The following is a 22,403-nucleotide window of genomic DNA, read 5'->3' as shown; positions in this document are numbered from 1 at the left end:
CTACCGCGCCGTGTCGACCGCCTCTTCGGTGGCCTTCTCGGCGGGCGGTTCGGCGGTCGCCACCGCCATGCGTTCCAGCATCGGCTGGAGGCGGACGGCGAGTTCGCCGCCGAGATGGCGGGTATAGGCGGCCTTGAAGTAGCGCTCGCCGGTGCCGGGACCGAAGAGGCGGTCGTGGGTGCGGATCATCGCGTCCACCTCGGGGCGGCACAGGAAACCGATGATTCCGGCGGCCTCGTACCAGCGGCCCGCCCGGGCGTGCCGCATGGCCGCCGGGTTGGCCATCACCGTCTCGGCGAAGCAATCCGTGGCCGCGCGCTCCAGCGGCGCCATCGCCGCATGGGCGTGGCCGGGGGTGCGGGGAGCGGCGTCGGCGGTACCCGCCGTCGCCACACCGATCAAGAGAGCGCCAAGCAGCCGAGCTTTCATCGCGCGCAAACCTCGAAGTCGATCGAACCCGATTCGCCCCAAGTATTCATCCAAGAATTGGACCGGAACAGGGCATTTCGGCCCGCGAAATCTTCAGCGCGAGATTTCGTGAGCCGACTGTGCCCGGCCGATCACAGGGGCCGGATCAGCCCCGCTTCTCGGCGTTCCAGCGGCCGGAGCAGCGGATCATGCCGCTGCTCGACCAGGTGCCGCTGCCATAGCCGCCGCGATCGAGCTGGCCGACAACGTTGGCGCCATCCGAACCGCGCATGATCGTCGCCCGCACGGTACCGTTGCCGGACACGCGGCCCCGGATGTCGAAATCCCCGCCGGGATAGCTCGCCTCGCCCTTGGCGATCCGCACGCCGTAGCGATAGGCGCGGTCGCAGGGACCGTCCTGGGTGACGACCTCGATGCTCCAGTTGCCGTCGTAGCGGTTCGGCACCGAGACTTTCCGCTTGGCCGCCTCCGCCGTTCCGAAGGAGGCGGAGAGGAGGGCGAGGGAGCCGGCGGCAAGGAGGAAGCGTCGCATCGTAGCCCGTTCTGCAATGACGTGATCGGAGCTGGGAACGTCCCGGATCGCGTCTCGGTTGCGATTCACGCTCGTGTGGCTTCGCCCAAGGCGGCCTGAAGCAGCGCGAGGAGGTCCCCTCCCGCATGCAGATAGGCATCGACACCGGCCGCTTCGAGCCCTTCGGCGAGATCGCCCGGCTTGCCCGCGAGATACACGGTTCTCGCGCCCGCCGCCTTCAGGGCTTCGGCGGCGGCGGCGGCGTGGGTGGCGTAGAGGGCGTCCGACGAGCAGATGCAGGCGATGCGCGCGCCGGATTCCGCGAAGGCCCTGGCCAGGGCGTCGCTCTCCGAAAAACCCTCTTCGTTCACCGCCTCGATGCCGCCGGCCGCGAAGGCGTTGGCGGCGAAGGTCGAGCGGGCGTTGAAGACGGCGACCGTCCCGAGATTGGCAAGGAACACAAGCGGGCGCCGTCCGGTCTCGGCGAGATGGGCGTCGGAAGCGTCGCGAAGCGCCTCGTAGGGCTCGGCGAGCCGCGACGAGGGCAGGGCCTCGCAGGTGGTCGTGCCGCTCCCGTCGAGGGCGAAGGCGGGCGCCAGCGTCGCTGAGGCGGGCAGGTCGAGGACTGTCACCGGCTTCTCGGCGAGGAAGGGGAACTCGCTCGCCCCGGTGAGGGGTTCGCGGCGCGTGGCGACGTTCCTCACGCGGGTGGCGCGGGTCTCGCCGATCCGGGCCTGGATCGCGCCGGCCTGCAGGCTCGCGACGATGCCGCCCTCGCGCTCGATCGCCTGGAAGGCGGCCCAGGCCGTGGTGGTGAGCTCCTCGGTGAGCGCCTCGAACCCGCCGGCCCCGGCCGCCGGATCGGCGACGCGGGCGAGGTTGGATTCCTCGATGAGGACGATCTGGCTGTTGCGGGCGACGCGCCGGGCGAAGGCGTCGGCGAGGCCCAGCGAGGCGGTGTAGGGGATGACGGTGACGGAATCGGCGCCGCCGAGCCCCGCCGAGCAGGCGGCCATGCCGGTGCGCAGGATGTTCACGAACGGGTCGTTCCGGTTCATCATCCGCCACGCGGTCTCGGCATGCAGGCGCAGCGGCTTCGGGTCGAGCCCGCAGGCCGCCTCCACCCGCGCCCAGAGGCGGCGCATGGCGCGGAACTTGGCGATGGTCAGGAACTCGTCGGCATCGGCCACGAGCAGGATGGCGACGGCATCGCGGGCGCGGGCGAGGTCGTGTCCGCCGGCTTCCAGCATGCGCAGATAGGCGACGGCGGTGGCGAGGATAGCGGCGAGTTCCGCCGCCTCGCTGGCCCCGGCCTCGTGATAGGGGCGCCCGTCGGCGAGCATCGCCCGGCCGGTGAAGCCCGCCCCGTCGAACTCCGAGAGCAGCGACGACACCGCCGCGCCGATCTCGGGCATCGTCGCGTCGAGGCGGCCGGTGGTGGCGAGCGTCCCGATCGGGTCGAGGCCGAGATCGAGATCGAGGGCGCCGAGATCTTCGTTCCGGTGGGCCGCCAGCGCCTTGACCAGGCGGGGCCCGCCGGCATCGAGGCGGGTCGCGATCAGGGACAGCATCACGCCGGAGAGGGCGGTGTCGAGGGCCGACACGTCGTCGGCGGCGAGGCCGAAGCCGCGTGCGAAGACGGAGCCCGAGAAGACGAGGTTCAGCGCGTCGGCGCCGCCTTCGAGGTCGGCCATGGCGAGACCGTGCGCGGCCTGCGCGTCCGGGTGGTCCACCCGCTGGGCGATGCGCCAGGGGCCGGGTGCCCGCACGGGCTGCGCCACCGGGGCGGCCGGCTCGTAGAGGGGCTCGATCCGGATGCCGTCCGCCGTCTTCGAGACCAGCCGCTTCTCGAAATCGCCGCCCTTCAGCACGCCCTCGACCAGGCCGAGCCAGCGCTCGCGGGTCGGCGTGGGGAACAGGTCGGCGAGGGGGCGATCTTCCATTTCGTCAGGGCCTTGGCGCACGCTTCCGCCGGCCGCGCGTGGCCGGACGCTCTCGGCGACAGCCCTCGCATGGCGAGGCTCGCCGGGCAACACGCGCAGGTTATCAAAGAAATCGGAGCGGATTCAAAGAAAAGCGGCAGCCCTCGCCCGTGGGCTGCCGCCCCGCGCGGCGGTGCTCCTCAGCCCACGAGGATCAGCCCCGCGAAGCCCAGCGAGCCGACGATGATGCGCCACCACGCGAACAGCCGGAAGCCGTGCGACGAGACGTAGTCCAGCACCGTGCGCACCACGACGAAGGCCGAGAGGAAGGCCACGACGAAGCCGATGGCGATCAGGCCGAAATCGTCCTGCGAGAGGTTCTTGTAATTGTCGAGGAGGTCCTTGGCGAAGGCCCCGGCCATGGTCGGGATCGCGAGGTAGAACGAGAACTCCGTGGCCGAGCGCTTGTCCGCCCCCATCAGCATGGCGCCGACGATGGTGGCGCCGGAGCGCGACACGCCGGGGATCATGGCGATGCACTGGAACAGGCCGATCCTGAAATCCATCGGCAGGGTGAAGTCGAAGACGTCGCGCTTCTTCACCTCGAGCTCGGTCTCGTCGAGGACGAGGAGGACGAGGCCGCCGGCCACCAGGGTGGCGCAGACGATCCACGGGTTGAACAGGTAGTACTTGATGTATTTCGAGAACAGGCCGCCGATGATCGCCGCCGGCAGGAAGGCGAGCAGGATGCCGAAGACGAAGCGCCTTGCGTTCGGATCGGTGGGAAAGGCCGTGGCGATGCCGAGGAGGCGGCGGAAATAGACCGCCAGGATCGCCAGGATCGCGCCGAGCTGGATCAGCACCTCGAAGGTGTTGTTGGGCGATTGGAAGCCGATGAAGTGCCCCACCAGCAACTGGTGGCCCGTGGACGAAACCGGGATGAATTCCGTCGCGCCCTCGACCATGGCGAGAACGACCGCCTTCACGATGCTCATCGCATCCATCATGTCATCGCCTCGGTTGTCGTGGGGGGAAAGCCGGTCGCCGCACGGTGTCGGCGATCAGAGTTGACGAGCGGTTACCGGAACAGGTCCAGCGTGTTAATGAGGCGGCAATGATCGGGCAATAAGTCTCGACCGGCGACCCTCTCTCATTGTTGGTCTCGACACGGCGCGTCCCGCGATTCCATCCCCTTCGAAACGGCCTCTATGGCGACGCTTCACCACTCCCCCTTCTGTCCGCATTCGCGCTTCATCCGCCTCGTTCTCAGCGAGATGGGCATGGAGCCCGCGCTCGTGGAAGAGCGGGTCTGGGACCGCCGCGAGGCCTTCCTCCTCATCAATCCGGCCGGGACGACGCCGGTCCTGGTGGAGGAGACCGGGCTCGCGGTGCCGGGGGCCGGCATTATCGCCGAGTATCTCGACGAGACCCGCGGCCTCGGCCTCACCGGGCGCCGGCTGCTGCCGGAGGCCACCGCCGATCGCGTGGAGGTCCGCCGCCTGCTCGACTGGTTCCTGGTGAAGTTCAATGCCGAGGTGACCGAGTACCTCGTCACCGAGAAGATCTCGAAGCGCTTCATGACCAGCGCCAATGGCGGCGGCCCACCGGACATGCATGCCATTCGCGCGGCGCGCACCAATGTGCGCTACCATATGAAATACATCGGCTACCTGATGTCCCGCCGGAAATGGATCGCCGGCGATCATCTGACCTATGCGGATCTCGCGGCCGCGGCCCACCTCTCCTGCGTGGATTATCTCGGCGACGTGCCATGGGACGAGGACGAGACGGCGAGGGACTGGTACGCGCGGCTGAAATCGCGCCCCTCGTTCCGGACGCTCCTGGCGGACCGGGTGCCGGGCATGGCCCCGGCGGATCATTACGCGGACCTGGATTTCTGAACGCCCCTTCGGGCCAGTTCCGGAAAGAGGGCAGGCAGGCGGCCGGCCGCCGGGAGCAGCGCAAGGTGCTTTCCGGCGATGCCCTGCGGCAGGCGCTCGAGGCCCGCGCCCGGCATCTCGGCTTCGATACGGTCCGGGTGACCACCCCAGATGCGGTGCCGGCCCTGCGCGAGCGGCTGCCGGCCTGGCTCGCCGCCGGGCACCATGGCGAGATGGACTGGATGGTGGAGCGCGCGGACCAGCGCGCCGATCCGTCGATTCTCTGGCCCGGCGTTCGCAGCATCGTGATGCTGGGCATGAATTACGGCCCGGAGGTCGATCCGCTCTCGCTGCTGGCCCTGAAGGATCGCGGCGCCATCGCGGCTTACGCCCAGAGGCGGGATTATCACGAGGTCGTGAAGGGCAAGCTGAAGGAGCTCGGCGGCTATCTCTCCGCCAAGGGCGACGCGCGGGTGAAGGTCTTCGTCGATACCGCGCCGGTGATGGAGAAACCGCTCGCGGCTGCCGCTGGCCTCGGCTGGCAGGGCAAGCACACGGTCCTCGTCTCGCGCGAACACGGCAACTGGCTCCTGCTCGGGGCGATCTACACCTCCGCCGACCTCTTGGCCGACGCACCCGAGGCCGACCATTGCGGCTCTTGCCGGCGCTGCCTCGACATCTGCCCGACGGCAGCGTTCCCCGCCCCCTACCAGCTCGATGCGCGGCGCTGCATCTCCTACCTCACCATCGAGCACGAGGGGCCGATCGCGCCGGAATTCCGCGGGGCCATCGGCAACCGCGTCTTCGGCTGCGACGATTGCCTCGCCGTCTGCCCCTGGAACAAGTTCGCCGCCACGGCCTCGGAGGGACGCCTCGGCGCGCGGGCCGATCTCGCCGCGCCCCCGCTCGCCGAACTGGCGCGCCTCGACGATGCGGCCTTCCGGGCGCGGTTCGCCGGGACGCCGGTGAAGCGCACGGGGCGCGACCGTTTCCTGCGCAACGTCCTCATCGCCATCGGCAATTCCGGCGAGCCGGCCCTTGCCGCCGAGGCGGAACGCTGCCTGTCCGATGCCTCGCCCCTGGTGCGCGGCATGGCGGTGTGGGCGCTGGCCCGTCTCCTCGCTCCAGCGGCGTTGCGCGGGCTTTTCAACGGCCACGCCATGGGCGAAACCGATACGCATGTCCGCGCCGAATGGCGCGCGGCGCTCGATCACGCGGGAAACACGGCGGCATGAACCTCTTCGTCTTCGGCCTCGGCTTCACGGCGCGCCGCTTCGTCGAGCGCGCGGCCGGGCGGTTCGGCCAGGTCCGCGCCACCGTCACCGATCCGGCCCGGCCGGGCGCCGGCCTCGGCGACGTCGCCCTGCGCGGCTTCGGCCCCGAGACGGACGACGCGCGGATCGCGGGCGACCTCGCCGACACGGACGTGCTGCTGGTGTCCGCCCCACCGTCTCGCGACGGCGACACGGTGCTCGCCCGCTACCGGGACGCCATCGCCCACAGCCGGATCGGCTGGATCGGCTATCTCTCCACCATCGGCATCTACGGCGACCAGCAGGGCGCCTGGATCGACGAGACGACGCCGCCCAACCCGGCCAGCGGCCGCTCTCATGGCCGCATCGCCGTGGAGAAGGCTTGGCTCGCCTTCGGGGAGGAGACCGGCAAGGCGGTGCAGGTGTTCCGGCTGTCCGGAATCTACGGGCCGGGCCGCAACCCCATCGTCAAGCTGCGCGAGGGCAAGTCGCAGCGCATCATCAAGCCGGGTCAGGTGTTCAACCGCATCCATGTGGACGACATCGCCACGACCCTCCTTGCCTCCATCGACAGGCCGAGGGCGCAGGCGATCTACAACGTCACCGACGACGAGCCGACGCCGCCGCAGGTGGTGACGGAATACGCCGCCGGCCTCGCCGACCTGCCGCTGCCCCCCGAGATCGACTTCGAGACGGCGGATCTCAGCCCCATGGCGCGCAGCTTCTACGGCGAGAACAAGCGCGTGCGAAACCGCCTGATCCGCGAAGAGCTCGGGGTCGATCTCGCCTATCCGACCTATCGCGAGGGGCTGGCGGCCTTGGTCGCCGACGCCAAGGTTTGAGGCTCGGGCCCGATTTTCTTGACGCGCAAAGCAGCTTTTCGGTCTTTTACCTCAGCTGCGATAGACGTGACGTGGCAGGACGTCCGTTATCGCAGTGGCGTCCATGCTAAAAATAATGAACAATCCGGAATGAGATGCCATGTTTTATTGTTATCGAGTGGAAATTTGATGACTACGAGGCGAATTGTTAGGTGGATTAGCTGTTTATTTTGGATGTAACCACGGCGTCTATCGCTCGTGGCGGGAAATAATCACTTATGTGATTTTTCAAAACTATACCAGCCATGCTCAGGATTGAAAATTCGCAGTGAAAGTGCTCTTCGCATATCTTTGATTTCTCGGGACCACATGCGCGTCTGGTCGTTGATTGACGCCGACGACATCGTCGCCGCTCCAGCATACTTTCATCTTTGATGCTTGGTATCCCACTGATCTCACTGGGCGACGAGGGTAAAGGCCGCTCATGGTATATCTGTACCGGTAAAATGCCGGATTGGTGCAGCGACTCACACTAAAGCGCGATGCGACAATTTGAATGCAATTCGATCCGGCTCCCGCCGACGCCTCATTGACTTTCCATTAACGGAAGCTTCGCATAACGATGCTTGAAATATGAGGGGCGCAGGCTGATTCTTGCGGTTTGCGCAAGTATCGCTCTTCAAATGGGAAAGCGGGTCGTGACGGCAAACGGTTCACGGTCACTGCGGAATCCATTCAGCCTGCGAGATCGCGTGCGATTCCAGGATCCGCATCAAACGTGCCGATTATGAGCGGGGCGATGTCGCCACTGAAGACGACCGCGTGGCTTCGAACGATCGTCAGGCGGATGACCCCGGTCGCAACCGACGCCGGCTCCGCCACCGGGGAGTCGCGGATGGACATGTCTGGCCGGACGCAATCCCTTTTCCGTGTCTTCTCCGGCGCGGGTGTCGGACGAGCCGGCCTCCGCATCGATCCGGGGGGCTGGTTGAGATCCGTGCGGGCATCGCGCGCGGGCGGGTCGAGGATGCGGCTGAGCAAGGAGCGGCTGACGCTCGCCCTCGATAGCGGCGTCGAGGGGATCTGGGACTGCAACCTCGCCGATCGATCGATCTGGATCTCCGAGCGCTGGCTCGCCCGCCTCGGCTATGCCGTCGACGCCATCGAGGCCAAGCAGCCGCTGGATCACATCGTCGACGTGGAGGACCGCGAGCGCCTGACCCTCGCCATGGTCGCGCACGTCAAGGGCCTCACCTCCACCTACGAGTGCGAGCATCGCGTCGTCTGCCGCGACGGCACGTCGTTCTGGGTTCTGACGCGCGGGCGGGTCGTGGAACGGGACGGCGCGGGCAAGGCCCTGCGCGCGGTGGGGACCCAGATCGACATCACGCACCGCCGGGAAGCCGAGGCCCGCGTCGAGTATCTGGCCCTGCACGACGACCTGACGGGCCTGCCCAACCGCCGGCTGCTCCGCCAGCGCCTCGACCGGGCCGTGATGCGCGCTCGGGACGGCCGGTTCACCGCGGCGGTGCTCGCCTGCGACCTCGATGGCTTCAAGGCCGTCAACGATACCCTCGGCCACAGCGCCGGCGACCGTCTCCTCCGCATCGTCGCCGATCGCCTGAACGAGGCCGTGGACGTCGGCGATACCGTGGCCCGGCTCGGGGGCGACGAGTTCGCGCTCGTGATCGAAGGCCTCGAGGGGCCGCACCAAGCGGACGCGGTGGCCAAGCATGTGATCGCGGTTCTCGGTGCGCCCATCGAGATCGACGGCATGGTGGTCGAGATCGGTGTCGGTATCGGCGCGGTGATGGTGCCGAACGAAGGGATCACCGCCGACGACCTGCTCCGGCGGGCGGACATCGCGCTTTACGAGGCCAAGACGACCGGCCGCGACACGTATCGCCGGTTCGAGCCGGCTCTGGCCGCGCGCCGTTCCGCGCGCCACCTGCTCGCCTTCGACATGAAGGACGCGATCCGGCGGGGCGACTTCTATCTCGTCTACCAGCCGGTCATCGACCTGGCGGCGGAGACGGTCACGAGCTTCGAGGCGCTGATGCGCTGGCATCACCCCGAACGGGGTCTCATCTCGCCCATGGAGTTCATTCCGGTGGCGGAGGAGACCGGGCTGATCGTGGCCCTGGGCGCCTGGGCCCTGGCCGAGGCGTGCCGCGAGGCGATGGCGTGGCCCGGCGAGATCCGCGTCGCCGTCAACGTGTCGACGGTGCAGTTCCAGCACGACCTCGAACGCTCCGTGTCGAGCGCCCTCGACGGGGCAGGCCTGTCCCCGGATCGGCTCAAGCTCGAAGTGACCGAGAGCGCGCTGATGCGGGACCCGGAGGGCGTCGTGGCGACGTTGCACCGCCTGCGGGCGCTGGGCGTCAGGATCGCCCTGGACGATTTCGGCACCGGGTACTCGTCTCTGAGCTACCTGCGGCGGTTTCCCTTCGACAAGATCAAGATCGACCGCGCCTTCATCAAGGACATCGCCGAGCCGGATGCGGCGGCCATCGTGAGGGCGGTGGTGGGCCTCGGCGAGCGGCTGGGGATGGGCATCGTGGCCGAGGGGGTCGAGACGGCGGAACAGCTCGATCTCGTCAGGAGCGAGGGCTGCGACGAGGTCCAGGGTTTCCTGTTCAGCCGGCCTCTCCCCGCCAACGAGGTTCAGGCGTTCCTGCGGTCCCGCCGCGTGAGCGCGGCGGCATGAACGATTACGCCGCGCGCTTGTTCGCGGCCGGTCCGAAATGGCCGATGTAGCGGGCGGCGATCGCCGAGACCGGCAGCACCACGAACACGTCCGTGGTGCCGAACTGATGGTCGATCACCGCGCCGTCGCCGAAGGTGGCGCCCACCCGCAGGTAGCCCTTGATCAGCGGCGGGAGCGACTGGAGCGCGGCCTTGGCGTCCACCACCTCGCGCGGCAGCCGGTCCATGGCCACATGCCGCCCCGGCAGCGCCCTGGCGCACCAGGGCTCGGGGGCTCGGGCATGGTGGTGCAGGAAGCTCAAGGCGAGGGCGAGCCTGTCCGGGTCGGTTCCCTCCAGGCTGGCGCAGCCGAGCATCGCGTCGATGCGGTGGTGCTGGACATAGGCCCAGATCCCGGCCCAGAGCAGCTCCACCGTGCGCTTGGTCCGGTAGGGTTTCAGCACGCAGGAGCGGCCGAGTTCGAGGAAGCGCTTGCCGGGATGCGCGGCGAGCAGGGGCGCGATGTCGTATTCGCCGGCGGTGTAGAACCCGAAATTGCGGTCGGCGGCGTCCTGGCGCAGCAGGCGGTAGGTGCCCACCACCTTCGGCCTCGGGCGCCGGAACGGTTTCGCCTCCGTCGCCGCGTGGTCGATCACCAGCAGATGGTCGCAGACCGTGTCGTAATCGTCGATGTCCCGCCGCGACAGCAGGGACATTCCCGAGGCCACCGCCGACATCTCCTGGTAGAACACCCGGTAGCGCAGGCGCTGGGCCCGGCGGATCTCCGAGACGGTGGTGGCCAGACGCACTTCGAGGTCGCCGATGCGGCCGAGGGTCGGGTCGAGGCCGGGGGCGGCCAGGGGCTTCTTCAGGCGCGGCTTGAACCGGATCGGCGTTCCGCCCGGCGGGATCAGGGACCGGCCACCGGCGCCGGGAAGGCCCGGGAAGCCCGGCAGGCCGGAGAAGCCGGCATGTCCCGCCTCCAGGCGCTTCTGCTTGAACCGGGCGAAGGGCGCGTGGACATGGGCCTCCCAGCCGTTGAGCCAGGCCGTGGATGCATCGCGCGCGAAGTTCGGGACCATCGTCCAATCCGCTCTGCCGGACCCGCGAGGCCGGCTCCCGATGGAGCCTGGAGCCTCATGTCGGCGTGGCCACATCATCACGAAGCCCGAACGCTTTTATGACAGGCTTTTGCGTGAGGCCAGAGGCGGTTACGCCACCCATCAATGGGGTCGGCAGCGGCTGCCGCATGGGTAGCCGCCGAAGCATCCGGTGTCGCTCCTTCCCCCCGACGCGGTCGCGGGGAAGGGCTCGGGACGTGGCCGTCAGACGAACTGGTTGAGGCCGGGGATCGAGCCGACGATCGGGCCCATCACGTCCTCGCCGGCCTTCTCGCGGCCGAAGGCGAACAGTTCGGCGCCGAGCGGCTGCATCTGTCCCATGGGGACGCCGGCCGCCATCAGCTTCTGGCCGAGCGCCATCACGCCCCCGCCCATCATGCCGCCGAGCATGCCCATGAGGCCGCCGCCGCTGCCACCCTCGCCCTGGTTCGACTGCGCCGCCGCCGCGTCCGCGCCGGGCATCGCCGCGAAGAGCTGGGCGACCTCGGTGGCCGGGCCTTCCTTCTGGAGGAAGGCGAGGATGTGGCCGATGGCCGCCTGCGCCGTCGCGGCGTCGAGTCCGGTCTTCGTGGTGACGCGGGCGATCAACTCTTCCATGTGCAATTGCTCCAACGCATGCGGGTCGTCCCGTCCATCTGGGCTCGACGGGGCGAAATCAAGCGCTTCGGGGCGGCGTGCTGGAAAATGTTGGCTGCGAACGGCATAACTCCAGCGTCGGCGCAGAGGGCGCGACGCGAAGCGGTGGGTTCAGGCGATCATGCAGAGCGACGGTACCATCCTCGTCGGCAAGAGTGGCACCAAGCCGGAGGCCCTCACCCTCAAGCTCGCCAACCGCCATGGCCTCGTGGCCGGGGCCACCGGCACCGGCAAGACGGTGACGCTCCAGGTCCTGGCGGAGGGGTTCTCCAATGCCGGCGTCCCGGTCTTCGCAGCCGACATCAAGGGCGATCTCTCGGGCCTCGCGGCTGCCGGCGAATCGAAGCCCGTCTTCGTCAAGCGGGCCGAGGAACTGGGCATCACCTACGAGCCCGACCGGTTCCCGGTGGTGTTCTGGGACCTGTTCGGCGCGCAGGGGCATCCGATCCGCTGCACGGTGATCGAGATGGGGCCGCTGCTGCTGGCCCGGCTTCTCGAACTCAACGATACCCAGGAAGGCGTGCTCAACATCGCCTTCCGGGTCGCCGACGACAATCAATGGCCTGTCCTCGACCTCAAGGACCTGCGGGCGCTGCTGCTCTACGTCACCGAGAACCTCAAGGAGATCTCGGCCAAGTACGGCAACGTCTCGGCTGCTTCCGTCGGCGCGATCCAGCGCCAGCTCCTGATGCTGGAGAACCAGGGCGCCGACCAGTTCTTCGGCGAGCCCGCCCTCGACCTCAACGACTTCATGAAGGTCGATCGCGAGGGGCGGGGCATCGTCAACATCCTCGCCGCCGACAAGCTGATGCAGCGGCCGCGCCTCTACGCTTCGTTCCTGCTGTGGATGCTGTCCGAACTGTTCGAGCAGCTGCCCGAGGTGGGAGACCTCGACAAGCCGAAGCTCGTCTTCTTCTTCGACGAGGCGCATCTCCTGTTCGACGACGCGCCCAAGGCCCTCCTCGACGCGGTGGAACAGGTGGTCCGCCTCATCCGCTCGAAGGGCGTCGGCGTCTATTTCGTGACCCAGAACCCCCTCGATTTGCCGGAATCGGTGCTCGGCCAGCTCGGCAACCGCGTCCAGCACGCCCTGCGCGCCTTCACCCCCCGCGACCAGCGCGCCGTGAAGGCGGCGGCCGACACTTTTCGCCAGAATCCCGGCTTCGACGTGGCGAAGGCGATCACCGAACTCGCCGTCGGCGAGGCCCTGGTGAGCTTCCTCGAGGCCAAGGGCACGCCCTCGATCGTGGAGCGAGCGCTCATCGCCCCGCCGCAGGGCCGGGTCGGGCCTCTGACGCCGGCCGAGCGCGCGGAGCTGATCGTGAAAAGCCCGCTGCGGGGCAAGTACGACGAGGCGGTCGACAACGAGAGCGCCTACGAGATCCTCGCCCGGCGCAAGGGACTCGATTCCGCTCCGGCCGAGGCCGCGCAGCAATCGGAAGGCGGTTTGAGCGGCATGCTCGGCGGCCTCTTCGGCAGCGTGCTGGGCTCGAAGCCCGCGGCCAAGGGCGCGCGCCGCCCGCCGCAGAGTCTGGCCGAACAGGTCATCGGCAACGCCGCCCGCTCCATGGCGCGCACCGTGGGGACGCAGGTAGGGAACGCAATCCTGCGCAATGTACTGGGCGGATTGATGAAGCGGTAGCTTCATTGAATATTTGAGTTAATCTGGACAAACCTCCAGTCATCACCGGTCATCGCTTTTGATGCCGACCGTCGAGGAGGAGGGTTTTCGAGAGGCGCCCTGCCTAGATTTCGGTTTCTCAATTCGGCGGGGATATCAGGGTGAGGGCATGCTTCCTTGATCTGATAAAGCCACCTTTTTCATTCTGGATTTTTTGAATTAACCTGATATTGAGTGATGTACTTTATTTTCCGTGGCCTCACTCAAAGGCTGCGTGTCATGCTCGGACGTCTCAAGGTCATCTACAAAATAGGGCTCGCCATCGGGTTGGTCTGCGTCGTCCTGGGAGCGTGCATATGGTACACGACCGGACGCCTCGTGGAGATCGGTGGGAATTACGGTCGGTTCATCGCTCATGAAGCGAAGGCTGCAGCCAATGCGCGGCGTGCCAACCGGTTCGTGTTTGAGATGAACCATGCGCTCTACCGGGCCATCACCGAGCCGGATGCCGAGGCCAAGAAGCGCTATCTGGCGCAGATGGATGATGCCTATCCCAAGCTCAAGCGACTGATGATCGACCTGCCCAAAGAGGCGCCGACTTTCGCGGCCCGCATCCAGACGATCGCCACGCGGATCGATCGTTTGGTCGAAGACAGTCTCAAGGTGCGTGCGCTCGTGGAGAAGGGTGAGGCCGCCCAGGCGCTCGACCTGATGCATGAGACGGTCGATCCGAACTTCAAGGAGATCTACACGGCCTGCGGGGCGCTCTCCACCGACGTCGCCGACTATATGGATGCCGGGGCGGCTTCCCTGGCTTCGCTGACCGAGTCGACCCGGACCACTGCCTTTGCGACGAGCGGGCTCGGCATCGTGCTGAGTCTGGTCTGCGCCGGGCTCATCTCGATCTTCGGCATTGCCCGGCCCATGGGCAACCTCGTCTCCGTGCTCCAGCGCATGGCCGCAGGCGCCACCGACATCCGCATCCACGAGGCCGCGCGCGGTGACGAGATCGGTGCGGTCGGTCGCGCCGTCGAAGGAATTCGGACCATGGTCGCGGCCAAGGCCGCCGAGCAGGCGGAGATCACGCGCATCGCCGACGCGGCCGCCGCGACCGAGCGCCGCCGCGCGATGATCGAACTCGCCGATGGGTTCGAATTGGCGGTCGGCGGGATCGTCGGCATGGTGTCCTCGTCCGCGACCGAATTGCAGGCGACCGCCTCCACCATGACTTCCACCGCCCATGAAACGGCCACCCAGTCGACGACGGTCGCGGCGGCGGCCGAAGAGACGGCGACCAATGTCGGCACGGTCGCGGCGGCGGCGGAGGAGCTGGGCTCCTCCGTGCAGGAGATCAGCCGCCAGGTCGCGGGCTCGGCGACCCTCGCCCTCACGGCGGTCGGCGAGGCGGACCAGACCGGCCGCCTCGTGAACGAACTGAGCCAGGCGGCCAGCCGGATCGGCGACGTGGTGAGCCTGATCTCCACCATTGCCGGACAGACCAACCTGCTCGCCTTGAACGCCACGATCGAGGCCGCGCGGGCCGGCGAAGCGGGACGCGGCTTCGCGGTGGTCGCCACCGAGGTGAAGGAACTCGCGAGCCAGACGGCTCGGGCGACCGAGGAGATCTCCAGCCAGATCGCACGGATCCAGGGGGCGACGGGCGATGCGGTTCATGCCATCGGCGGGATCTCGATCCGTATCCGCGAGATCAACGCAGTGGCCGCCACGATCGCTGCGGCCGTCGAGGAGCAGGGCGCGGCGACCCAGGAGATCGTTCGGACCGTCGCCCAGGCGGCGATCGGCACCAACGAGGTGACGAGCAACATTTCCGGCGTGGCGGGCGCCGCGGAGGAGACCGGAGCGGCCGCCTCCCAGGTGCTGTCGTCGGCCTCCGAACTGTCGCGCCAGTCCGAGCATCTGAGAGCCGAGGTCGGCCGTTTCCTGGCGAACGTGCGCGCAGCCTGAGCGGCGCTCGAGACCGAACGGAAGGGCCTGTCCGTTCATTGACAGGCGGGCGAAACCCGACTAGTCGACATACGCAACGCGCGGCTTCCTCGACGAAGTCCGCGCGTTTCGCGTTCGCGCATCGCTCGATCGGTGTCGCGGATGACCTGAACAAGAAGACGGTCCAGGCGAAAGCCGGAGGCCGGCAGAGAACACGAAGAGAGAACGATGTTCGCAGTCATCAAGACGGGCGGCAAGCAGTATCGCGTTGCCGCCAACGACACCATCACGATCGCCACCGTCGAGGGCGAGCCCGGCTCGGCCGTGACCTTCGGCGAAGTCCTCCTGTTCGCGGACGACGCGGGCGCCACCCAGGTCGGCGCGCCGCTCCTGTCGGGCATCAGCGTCGCCGGCGAGATCGTCAGCCACGGCCGCGACGCGAAGGTCATCGCCTTCAAGAAGCGCCGCCGTCAGAACTCGCGCCGCAAGCGCGGTCATCGCCAGCACCACACCGTGGTGCGCATCACCGGCATCAGCGCCTGACGTTCTGATCGAGACATTCGGAGTCAACCACAATGGCCCATAAAAAAGCAGGCGGCTCGTCCCGCAACGGCCGCGATTCGGCCGGTCAGCGCCTCGGCGTGAAGAAGTTCGGTGCCGAAGCCGTCATCGCCGGCAACATCATCGTCCGTCAGCGCGGCACCAAGTTCCACCCCGGCGTGAATGTCGGCATCGGCACAGACCACACCCTGTTCGCCAAGGCGGATGGCCGCGTGCTGTTCCAGGTGAAGCGCGGCCGCGCCTTTGTCGCCGTCGTGCCGCACCAGGAAGCCGCGGAGTAGTCCACGGCCTCCCACAGCGAGGCGGCGCCCGCACCGGGCATCCCGTCATCGACGATCGTCGGACATCGAAGGGAGGATGGTGCGCCATCCTCCCTTTCGTCGTCTGCGCGGGTCTCCGTCACCTGGACGGTGCCGCGCTCGGAAGCGGAACCGCGATGACGCAACGCACGCTCGTTCTGGCGGCACTCGCCGCTACCGGTTCGGTCGCGGTCGCCCTGGCGCTTCTGAGCGGCGGAGGCGAGCCCCCCGCGACCCCGGTCGCGGACATTCCGAGACCGTCGCCACGGAGCCCGACGCTCTACTGCGAATTCTACAACTTCGTCGGGCGGAGCCCCAAGGTCGGCTTCACCTTCGCGATCTCCGACCATGACGAGCGGCCGGTCTTCGCCCAGGTGAGCCAGTTCGAAATGGACGGAAGCCGTGCCGAGTTCGGCGCCGATTCCCGCCCGACCTGGGCCTTCGACGACGCGCAGGTTCCGGCGACCCTCACGTCTCCGGACGGCGCCATCGTCATCAATCTCTACGCCTACGACCGGACGAAGTCGGGTGGGGCGTGGTTCGAGGCGGGCCTGCGCAGCGTGCAGTACCTGAACCTCGACGGGAAGTGCCGACAAGGCGCAGCCTGAACCCGAACCCGGATGTGATTCGCCAAGGTCTGGAGCCGGCAGGCCCCGCCCTCGGCGAATGAACGACAGAGACGAGAACACCCGTGAAATTCCTCGACGAAGCCAAGGTCTATGTGCGCTCCGGTGACGGCGGCGCCGGCTGCGTCGCGTTCCGGCGCGAAAAGTTCATCGAGTTCGGCGGCCCCAACGGCGGCGATGGCGGCCGGGGCGGCGACGTCTGGGTCGAGTGCGTCGACGGCCTCAACACGCTGATCGACTACCGCTACCAGCAGCACTTCAAGGCCAAGAAGGGCGAGCACGGCATGGGCTCGAACCGCCACGGCGCCAACGGGGCGGACGTGGTGCTGAAGGTGCCCGCCGGCACCGAGATCATCGCCGAGGATGGCGAGACCCTGATCGCCGACATGACCCATGTCGGCCAGCGTGTGCGTCTGGCCAAGGGCGGCAACGGCGGCTTCGGCAACGCCTATTTCACCACCTCGACGAACCGCGCCCCGAAACACGCCAATCCGGGCCTGGAAGGCCACGAGCAGTGGATCTGGCTGCGCCTGAAGCTCATCGCCGATGCCGGCCTCGTCGGCCTGCCCAATGCCGGCAAGTCCACCTTCCTCGCCACGGTGACGGCGGCGCGCCCCAAGATCGCCGATTATCCCTTCACCACCCTGCATCCGGGTCTCGGCGTGGTCCGCTCGGACGAGCGCGAATTCGTGCTCGCCGACATTCCCGGCCTGATCGAGGGCGCCCATGACGGTGTCGGCCTCGGCGACAAGTTCCTCGCCCATGTGGAGCGCTGCCGCGTGCTGCTCCACCTCGTGGAGGCGACGAGCGAGCATGCCGGCAAGACCTACAAGCTCGTGCGCAAGGAGCTGGAGGCCTACGGCAACGGTCTCGCCGACAAGCACGAGATCGTGGCCCTGTCGAAATCCGACGCCGTCGATCCCGACACGCTGAAGGAGCAGGTAGCGCGTCTGAAGCGGGCCTCCAAGGCAAAGCCGCTGATCCTGTCCTCGGCCACGGGCCTCGGCGTGCAGGACGCCCTGCGCGCGATCACCCGCGAGATGATGGAGGCCAAGGCCGCCGAGGCCGAGGCGCAGCCGGCGGAGGCCTGGCAGCCTTGAGGACACGGGCATGTAGCCCTAAGCTACGTGCTGCTGGCGGTGGAGTTCGGGGATGACGAAGCAACTGAATGTGAGGAGCGACGTCGCCTACGAGATCGCACATTCTCTGGCTCGCTCCAGCAGGACATCCATCGCCGATGTGGTCGAAACGGCGTTGAGGGAATTCAAGGATCGCCGGTCCCAGGCATGGGACGTGCTGGCCCCCGAGGAAGTGGAGCGGCGGTATCAGGAATTGCGGGCCTTGTCGGCTCGGAGTGCGGCCACCAAACTGCCCGGCGCGACGTCGGACCATTCCGACATGTACGATGAGAACGGCCTGCCGATTTGACTGCGGCGGATCATACGATCGCCGTCGACACGTCGGCCCTCGTGGCGATCTTCCTGCGCGAAGACGGACCTGTCGATTACGGCCGCCTTCTCCACCGTTCCATCTGCCTGATCGGGACGCCGACTCTTGCGGAACTTCACCGGGTCATGACCGCGAAGACAGGGCGCGACGATCAGTGGACACTTGTCGAGTATCTCGATGAGCAGCCCAACATTCGCTTCGTGGCCTTCGATGTGATGCACCTGCGACTGGCCACGGAGGCCTTCCTGCGCTTCGGCAAGGGACGCCATCCCGCCGCTCTCAATTACGGCGACTGCTTCGCTTATGCCGTGGCGAAGTCGGCCGGTGTGCCGCTCCTGTTCAAGGGCAACGATTTTTCACGAACGGACCTCGCCTGCGCCGTGCAAAGCTCCCGATGATGACCTCTTCTCAACACGTCACCTCTCCCCAGATCCCCGCCCTTCAGGATTTCCGCCGCGTCGTCATCAAGGTCGGCTCGGCGCTTCTCGTCGACCGCGCGCGCGGGCGCCTGCGCCATGCCTGGCTCGCGGCGCTCGTCGAGGACATCGCCGAGCTGCATGCGCGGGGCGTCGACGTCCTCGTCGTCTCCTCGGGCGCCATCGCCCTGGGGCGGACGGTGCTCGGCTACGCGCCCGGCACCCTTCGCCTGGAGGAGAGCCAGGCCGCCGCCGCCGTGGGGCAGATCGCGCTCGCGCGCTACTGGGCCGAGGCCCTCGGCCATCACGGCATCGCGGCGGGCCAGATCCTGGTGACGCCGCAGGACACCGAGGAGCGCCGCCGCTACCTCAACGCCCGCGCCACCGTGCTGAAGCTCCTCGAAGTCCGGGCCGTGCCCGTGGTCAACGAGAACGACACGGTCGCCACCAGCGAGATCCGCTACGGCGACAACGACCGACTCGCCGCCCGCGTCGCCACCATGATCGGGGCCGACGTGCTGGTGCTGTTCTCCGATATCGACGGCCTCTACACGGCGCCTCCCGCCAGCGACCCGAACGCGCGCCATCTGCCCCTCATCGAGCGGATCACGCCGGAGATCGAGGCCATGGCGGGCGGGCCGGCCTCGGAACTGTCGCGGGGCGGCATGCGCACCAAGGTCGAGGCGGGCAAGATCGCCGCGAGCGGCGGCACCCACATGGTCATCGCAGACGGGCGCGAGAAGAACCCCCTGCGCACCATCGTCCAGGGCGGGCGCTGCACCTGGTTCCTGTCGGGCTCGAACCCCGTCGCCGCCCGCAAGGCCTGGATCGCCGGATCGCTCGAGCCCCGCGGCACCCTCGTGGTCGATGCCGGGGCGGCCCGCGCCCTGCAGGGCGGCGCGAGCCTGCTGCCGGTGGGCGTCACCGCGATCGCCGGAAACTTCGGGCGGGGGGATGCGGTGATCATCCGGGACGTGCAGGGCCGCACCCTGGGGCGTGGCCTCGTGGCTTATGACAGTGCACAGGCGGCACAGATCATCGGTCGCCCGAGTCGGGAGATCGCAGAATTGCTCACTCATCCCGGTCGCGCTGAAATGGTGCATCGCGATGACCTCGCAATGGCGGGGGAATAGGCTCGACTATTATGCAATGTGCTTGTTTTGCCGCCTCGACGCATGGCATGAGGGCACGATCGACATGCTGCCATCGCCTTGAACGGTGAGCTGCGAGGAAACAGACCGTGCCCGTTCTGAACCTGAGATCCGATTTCGCCGCCGCCCCCGATCTCACCGAGCAGATGCAGGAGATCGGCCACCGCGCCCGCGCCGCCGCCCGCAAGATCGCCCAGGCCTCGGCCCAGGCGAAGGATGTCGCTCTTCGCCAGGTGGCCGATTGCCTGAGGGCGAGCCGGGACGCGATCCTCGCCGAGAACGCCCGCGATGTCGCCGCCGCCAAGGCGAGCGGACAGACCCAGGCGCTGATCGACCGCCTCACCCTCGACGAGGGTCGGCTCGCCGCCATGGCCGATGCGGTGGCCAAGATCGGCGCGCTGCCCGATCCCGTCGGTCGCCAGCTCGCGGCGTTCGAGCGTCCCAACGGTCTCCTGATCGAGCGGATCGCCGTGCCGCTCGGCGTCGTCGGCGTCATCTTCGAAAGCCGCCCCAACGTCACCGCGGATGCGGGCGCCCTGTGCCTCAAGGCCGGGAACGCGGCGATCCTGCGCGCCGGGTCGGACAGCCACCGCACCGCCATGGCCATCGCCCGCGCCATGCGCGAGGGCCTTGAGGCCGCCGGCCTGCCGGCCGACGCGGTGCAGATCGTCCCCACCCGCGACCGCGCGGCGGTGGGCGCGATGCTGTCGGGCCTCGACGGCTGCATCGACGTCATCGTGCCCCGTGGCGGACGCGGCCTCGTGGAGCGGGTCCAGTCCGAGGCCAAGGTGCCGGTCTTCGCCCATCTCGACGGCATCTGCCACGTCTACGTGGCGGCGGGCGCGGAGCTCGACATGGCCCGCACCCTGGTGGTCAACAGCAAGATGCGCCGTACCGGCATCTGCGGCGCCGCCGAGACGCTGCTCGTCGATGCCGCCGTGGCGGAGACCCACCTCGCTCCCCTGGTCACGGCGCTGATCGAGGCCGGCTGCAGCGTCCGCGGCGATGCGGCGACCCAGGCGGTGGATGCGCGGGTCACCGCCGCCGCCGAGATCGACTGGCGCACCGAATATCTCGACGCGATCATCGCCGTGAAGGTGGTGGACGGGCTCGACGCGGCGATCGCCCATATCGAGGCCAACGGCTCGCACCACACCGACGCCATCGTCACGGCCGACGCCGCCGAGGCGACGCGCTTCCTGGCGGAGGTCGATTCGGCCATCGTCACCCACAATGCCTCGACGCAGTTCGCCGATGGCGGCGAGTTCGGCTTCGGCGCCGAGATCGGCATCGCCACCGGGCGCATGCATGCGCGCGGTCCGGTGGGCGTCGAGCAGCTGACGACCTTCAAGTACCGGGTCCATGGCCGTGGGCAGACCCGTCCTTGATGCGGCCTGCCTGATGCGGCTCGCCGGCTCCACCCGTGCGGCTTGAGGCGGAGGGGCTCGTCCGGCTGCCTCCCGCCGTGCCCGGCCTGCGGATCGGCCTCTATGGCGGGTCCTTCAATCCAGCCCATCTCGGCCATCGCCATGTGAGCCTCGTGGCGCTGAAACGGCTGCGGCTCGACCGCATCTGGTGGATGGTCACCCCCGGCAACCCGCTCAAGGACCGCACGGCTCTCGCCCCCCTCGAGACGCGGATCGCGGTGGCATCCGCCGTCGCCGACCATCCGCGCATCGCCATCACCGGTTTCGAGACGCGGATCGGCGCCCGCTATACCCGCCAGAGCCTCGCCTACCTCCAGGCCCGCCACCCCGCCGTGCGCTTCGTCTGGATCATGGGAGCCGACAGTCTCGCGGCATTTCACCGCTGGCGTGATTTTCGTGCTATCGCCGCCACGATGCCGATCGCGATCATCGATAGGCCGGGCTTCACCCTGACGGCGCCGAGCGCCCGAGGGGCGCAGGCGATGGGACGGTGGCGCATCGACGAATCGGATGCGGGTCTCCTCGCCGATCTCGAACCCCCGGCCTGGGTGTTTCTCCATGGCCCGCGCTCGACCCTGTCGTCCACGGCCCTCCGGGCCGCACGATGACGAGCGCGTCGCGACTCTTGAAAACGGAGAGTGATCGTTCCACTCTCTCCAGACTATAGATTGTTCAGGTAAAATGACCGCCGTCACTTCGGGAATCGAGACACTGACCGATTCGCACCCTTCCGGAACCACAGGTTCCGACCACGCCACCGATCAGAGGATCGGCGATCTCAAGGCGCTCGCGCTCGATTGTCTCGAAGACATGAAGGCCGAGGAGACCATCGAGATCGATCTCGCCGGTCGGACCTCGCTCGCCGACACGATGATCATCACCTCCGGCCGCTCGCAGCGCCATGTCAGCGCCATCGCCGACCGGATCCTGCAGGAAATGAAGTCCAAGGGCTTCGGAACGGCCCGGGTCGAGGGCTTGCCCGCCTGCGATTGGGTGCTGATCGATACGGGCGACATCATCGTCCATATCTTCCGCCCGGAAGTCCGCGGCTTCTACAATCTCGAGAAGATGTGGGGCGCCGATCGTCCCACCACCGACCTCTTGGCCGGCTGAGTACCGGCCCGGTGGCGCGGGGCGCCTGACGCGTGCGTCTGCTGGTGACGGCGGTGGGCCGCCTCAAGCCCGGCCCCGAGCGGGATCTGGCTTCGCGCTACCGTGACCGGGCGGTCCAGTTGGGTCGCGGGTTGGGTCTCACCGCCTGCGACGTCGTCGAGATCCCGGAGAGCCGGGCCCGGCGTCCCGTCGACCGCAGCGTGGAGGAGGGGGCGGCGATCCTGTCCCATGCCCCGGCCTCGTCGAGCGTTCTGCTGGTCTATGACGAGCGCGGGCGCTCGGACTGGACCAGCGAGCGCATCGCCGAGCGGATCGCATCCTGGCGCGATGCGGCCACGGCGACCCTCGTCGTCGCCATCGGCGGCGCGGACGGGCTCGCGCCGGCAGTGCGCGCGCGCGCCGACCTCTCCCTCGCCTTCGGGGCGGCCACCCTGCCTCACGGCCTTGTGCGCGTGCTGGCCCTGGAGCAGGTGTACAGGACGCTGACGATCCTTGCGGGACATCCCTATCACCGGGGCGACATCGACGCATGAGGGGC

At 68.1% G+C, this 22,403-nt stretch carries 23 protein-coding genes; 17 read left to right on the top strand and 6 right to left on the bottom strand.

Going from position 1 to position 22,403, the window contains the following annotated elements:
• The 4 genes from K368_RS0103330 to K368_RS0103315 all read right to left on the bottom strand — a co-directional run bounded on the left by K368_RS0103330 (position 1) and on the right by K368_RS0103315 (position 3,866).
• Positions 1 to 429, bottom strand: coding sequence for a hypothetical protein (locus K368_RS0103330; RefSeq protein WP_036265929.1), 429 nt, complete (start codon positions 427 to 429; stop codon positions 1 to 3).
• A gap of 145 nt (positions 430 to 574) precedes the next feature.
• Positions 575 to 961, bottom strand: a complete 387-nt coding sequence (locus K368_RS0103325) for a hypothetical protein (RefSeq protein ID WP_027171149.1) — start codon at positions 959 to 961, stop codon at positions 575 to 577.
• Positions 962 to 1,026: 65 nt separating this feature from the next.
• Complete coding sequence (locus K368_RS0103320) at positions 1,027 to 2,883, bottom strand: methylmalonyl-CoA mutase subunit beta (RefSeq protein ID WP_027171148.1); 1,857 nt, start codon at positions 2,881 to 2,883, stop codon at positions 1,027 to 1,029.
• A 179-nt stretch (positions 2,884 to 3,062) separates the two neighbouring features.
• Positions 3,063 to 3,866 (bottom strand): undecaprenyl-diphosphate phosphatase, encoded by an 804-nt coding sequence (locus tag K368_RS0103315; protein WP_027171147.1) that lies wholly within the window; start codon positions 3,864 to 3,866, stop codon positions 3,063 to 3,065.
• Positions 3,867 to 4,070: 204 nt separating this feature from the next.
• On the opposite strand from K368_RS0103315, the gene K368_RS0103310 reads away from it, so the two are divergent.
• The 4 genes from K368_RS0103310 to K368_RS23795 all read left to right on the top strand — a co-directional run bounded on the left by K368_RS0103310 (position 4,071) and on the right by K368_RS23795 (position 9,523).
• Positions 4,071 to 4,763, top strand: coding sequence for a glutathione S-transferase family protein (locus tag K368_RS0103310; protein ID WP_027171146.1), 693 nt, complete (start codon positions 4,071 to 4,073; stop codon positions 4,761 to 4,763).
• 83 nt (positions 4,764 to 4,846) lie between these two features.
• Positions 4,847 to 5,977 carry a tRNA epoxyqueuosine(34) reductase QueG gene (gene queG / locus K368_RS0103305; RefSeq protein WP_081739668.1) on the top strand — a complete coding sequence of 377 codons (1,131 nt, stop codon included), beginning with the start codon at positions 4,847 to 4,849 and terminating at the stop codon, positions 5,975 to 5,977.
• Positions 5,974 to 6,837 carry an SDR family oxidoreductase gene (locus K368_RS0103300; protein ID WP_027171144.1) on the top strand — a complete coding sequence of 288 codons (864 nt, stop codon included), beginning with the start codon at positions 5,974 to 5,976 and terminating at the stop codon, positions 6,835 to 6,837. Before queG ends, K368_RS0103300 begins: the two co-directional genes overlap by 4 nt.
• A 1,006-nt stretch (positions 6,838 to 7,843) precedes the next feature.
• Positions 7,844 to 9,523 (top strand): GGDEF domain-containing phosphodiesterase, encoded by a 1,680-nt coding sequence (locus K368_RS23795; RefSeq protein ID WP_051439733.1) that lies wholly within the window; start codon positions 7,844 to 7,846, stop codon positions 9,521 to 9,523.
• A 4-nt stretch (positions 9,524 to 9,527) separates the two neighbouring features.
• Here the strand turns inward: K368_RS23795 and K368_RS0103285 are convergent, their stop codons facing one another.
• Positions 9,528 to 10,583, bottom strand: coding sequence for a GNAT family N-acetyltransferase (locus K368_RS0103285; protein ID WP_027171143.1), 1,056 nt, complete (start codon positions 10,581 to 10,583; stop codon positions 9,528 to 9,530).
• Positions 10,584 to 10,826: 243 nt separating this feature from the next.
• Entirely contained in the window at positions 10,827 to 11,219 is a 393-nt protein-coding gene (locus tag K368_RS0103280; RefSeq protein ID WP_027171142.1) for a hypothetical protein, read from the bottom strand.
• A gap of 160 nt (positions 11,220 to 11,379) precedes the next feature.
• Between K368_RS0103280 and K368_RS0103275 the strand changes: the two genes are divergently transcribed.
• The 13 genes from K368_RS0103275 to rlmH all read left to right on the top strand — a co-directional run bounded on the left by K368_RS0103275 (position 11,380) and on the right by rlmH (position 22,398).
• Entirely contained in the window at positions 11,380 to 12,900 is a 1,521-nt protein-coding gene (locus tag K368_RS0103275) for a helicase HerA-like domain-containing protein (protein ID WP_027171141.1), read from the top strand.
• 258 nt (positions 12,901 to 13,158) lie between these two features.
• Positions 13,159 to 14,844 carry a HAMP domain-containing methyl-accepting chemotaxis protein gene (locus K368_RS0103270; RefSeq protein WP_027171140.1) on the top strand — a complete coding sequence of 562 codons (1,686 nt, stop codon included), beginning with the start codon at positions 13,159 to 13,161 and terminating at the stop codon, positions 14,842 to 14,844.
• A 207-nt stretch (positions 14,845 to 15,051) separates the two neighbouring features.
• On the top strand, positions 15,052 to 15,366 hold the full coding sequence (gene rplU, locus K368_RS0103265; protein WP_018041679.1) for a 50S ribosomal protein L21: 315 nt from the start codon (positions 15,052 to 15,054) through the stop codon (positions 15,364 to 15,366).
• Positions 15,367 to 15,398: 32 nt separating this feature from the next.
• Positions 15,399 to 15,665, top strand: coding sequence for a 50S ribosomal protein L27 (gene rpmA, locus K368_RS0103260; protein WP_018041680.1), 267 nt, complete (start codon positions 15,399 to 15,401; stop codon positions 15,663 to 15,665).
• Positions 15,666 to 15,820: 155 nt separating this feature from the next.
• Complete coding sequence (locus K368_RS0103255) at positions 15,821 to 16,291, top strand: hypothetical protein (protein ID WP_027171139.1); 471 nt, start codon at positions 15,821 to 15,823, stop codon at positions 16,289 to 16,291.
• An 83-nt stretch (positions 16,292 to 16,374) separates the two neighbouring features.
• On the top strand, positions 16,375 to 17,409 hold the full coding sequence (gene obgE, locus K368_RS0103250) for a GTPase ObgE (protein ID WP_027171138.1): 1,035 nt from the start codon (positions 16,375 to 16,377) through the stop codon (positions 17,407 to 17,409).
• Positions 17,410 to 17,461: 52 nt separating this feature from the next.
• Positions 17,462 to 17,737 carry a type II toxin-antitoxin system VapB family antitoxin gene (locus K368_RS23790; protein ID WP_018041683.1) on the top strand — a complete coding sequence of 92 codons (276 nt, stop codon included), beginning with the start codon at positions 17,462 to 17,464 and terminating at the stop codon, positions 17,735 to 17,737.
• On the top strand, positions 17,734 to 18,156 hold the full coding sequence (locus K368_RS0103240; RefSeq protein ID WP_245259483.1) for a type II toxin-antitoxin system VapC family toxin: 423 nt from the start codon (positions 17,734 to 17,736) through the stop codon (positions 18,154 to 18,156). Before K368_RS23790 ends, K368_RS0103240 begins: the two co-directional genes overlap by 4 nt.
• Positions 18,153 to 19,307, top strand: coding sequence for a glutamate 5-kinase (gene proB, locus K368_RS0103235; RefSeq protein WP_081739482.1), 1,155 nt, complete (start codon positions 18,153 to 18,155; stop codon positions 19,305 to 19,307). Before K368_RS0103240 ends, proB begins: the two co-directional genes overlap by 4 nt.
• Before the next feature lie 107 nt (positions 19,308 to 19,414).
• Positions 19,415 to 20,713, top strand: coding sequence for a glutamate-5-semialdehyde dehydrogenase (locus K368_RS0103230; RefSeq protein ID WP_027171135.1), 1,299 nt, complete (start codon positions 19,415 to 19,417; stop codon positions 20,711 to 20,713).
• A gap of 35 nt (positions 20,714 to 20,748) precedes the next feature.
• Positions 20,749 to 21,360: a nicotinate-nucleotide adenylyltransferase gene (locus K368_RS0103225; protein ID WP_036265925.1), complete on the top strand. Its 612-nt coding sequence runs from the start codon at positions 20,749 to 20,751 to the stop codon at positions 21,358 to 21,360.
• Positions 21,361 to 21,433: 73 nt separating this feature from the next.
• Positions 21,434 to 21,865, top strand: coding sequence for a ribosome silencing factor (gene rsfS, locus K368_RS0103220; RefSeq protein ID WP_197030972.1), 432 nt, complete (start codon positions 21,434 to 21,436; stop codon positions 21,863 to 21,865).
• Positions 21,866 to 21,897: 32 nt separating this feature from the next.
• Positions 21,898 to 22,398 carry a 23S rRNA (pseudouridine(1915)-N(3))-methyltransferase RlmH gene (gene rlmH / locus K368_RS0103215; RefSeq protein ID WP_027171132.1) on the top strand — a complete coding sequence of 167 codons (501 nt, stop codon included), beginning with the start codon at positions 21,898 to 21,900 and terminating at the stop codon, positions 22,396 to 22,398.
• Positions 22,399 to 22,403 lie beyond the last annotated feature (5 nt).

Origin of the sequence: Methylobacterium sp. 10 (genome assembly GCF_000519085.1) — a bacterium.
Classification (GTDB): domain Bacteria; phylum Pseudomonadota; class Alphaproteobacteria; order Rhizobiales; family Beijerinckiaceae; genus Methylobacterium.
The sequence above is the reverse complement of the archived record's forward strand: the minus strand, read 5'-3'. Positions and strand labels throughout refer to the sequence as shown.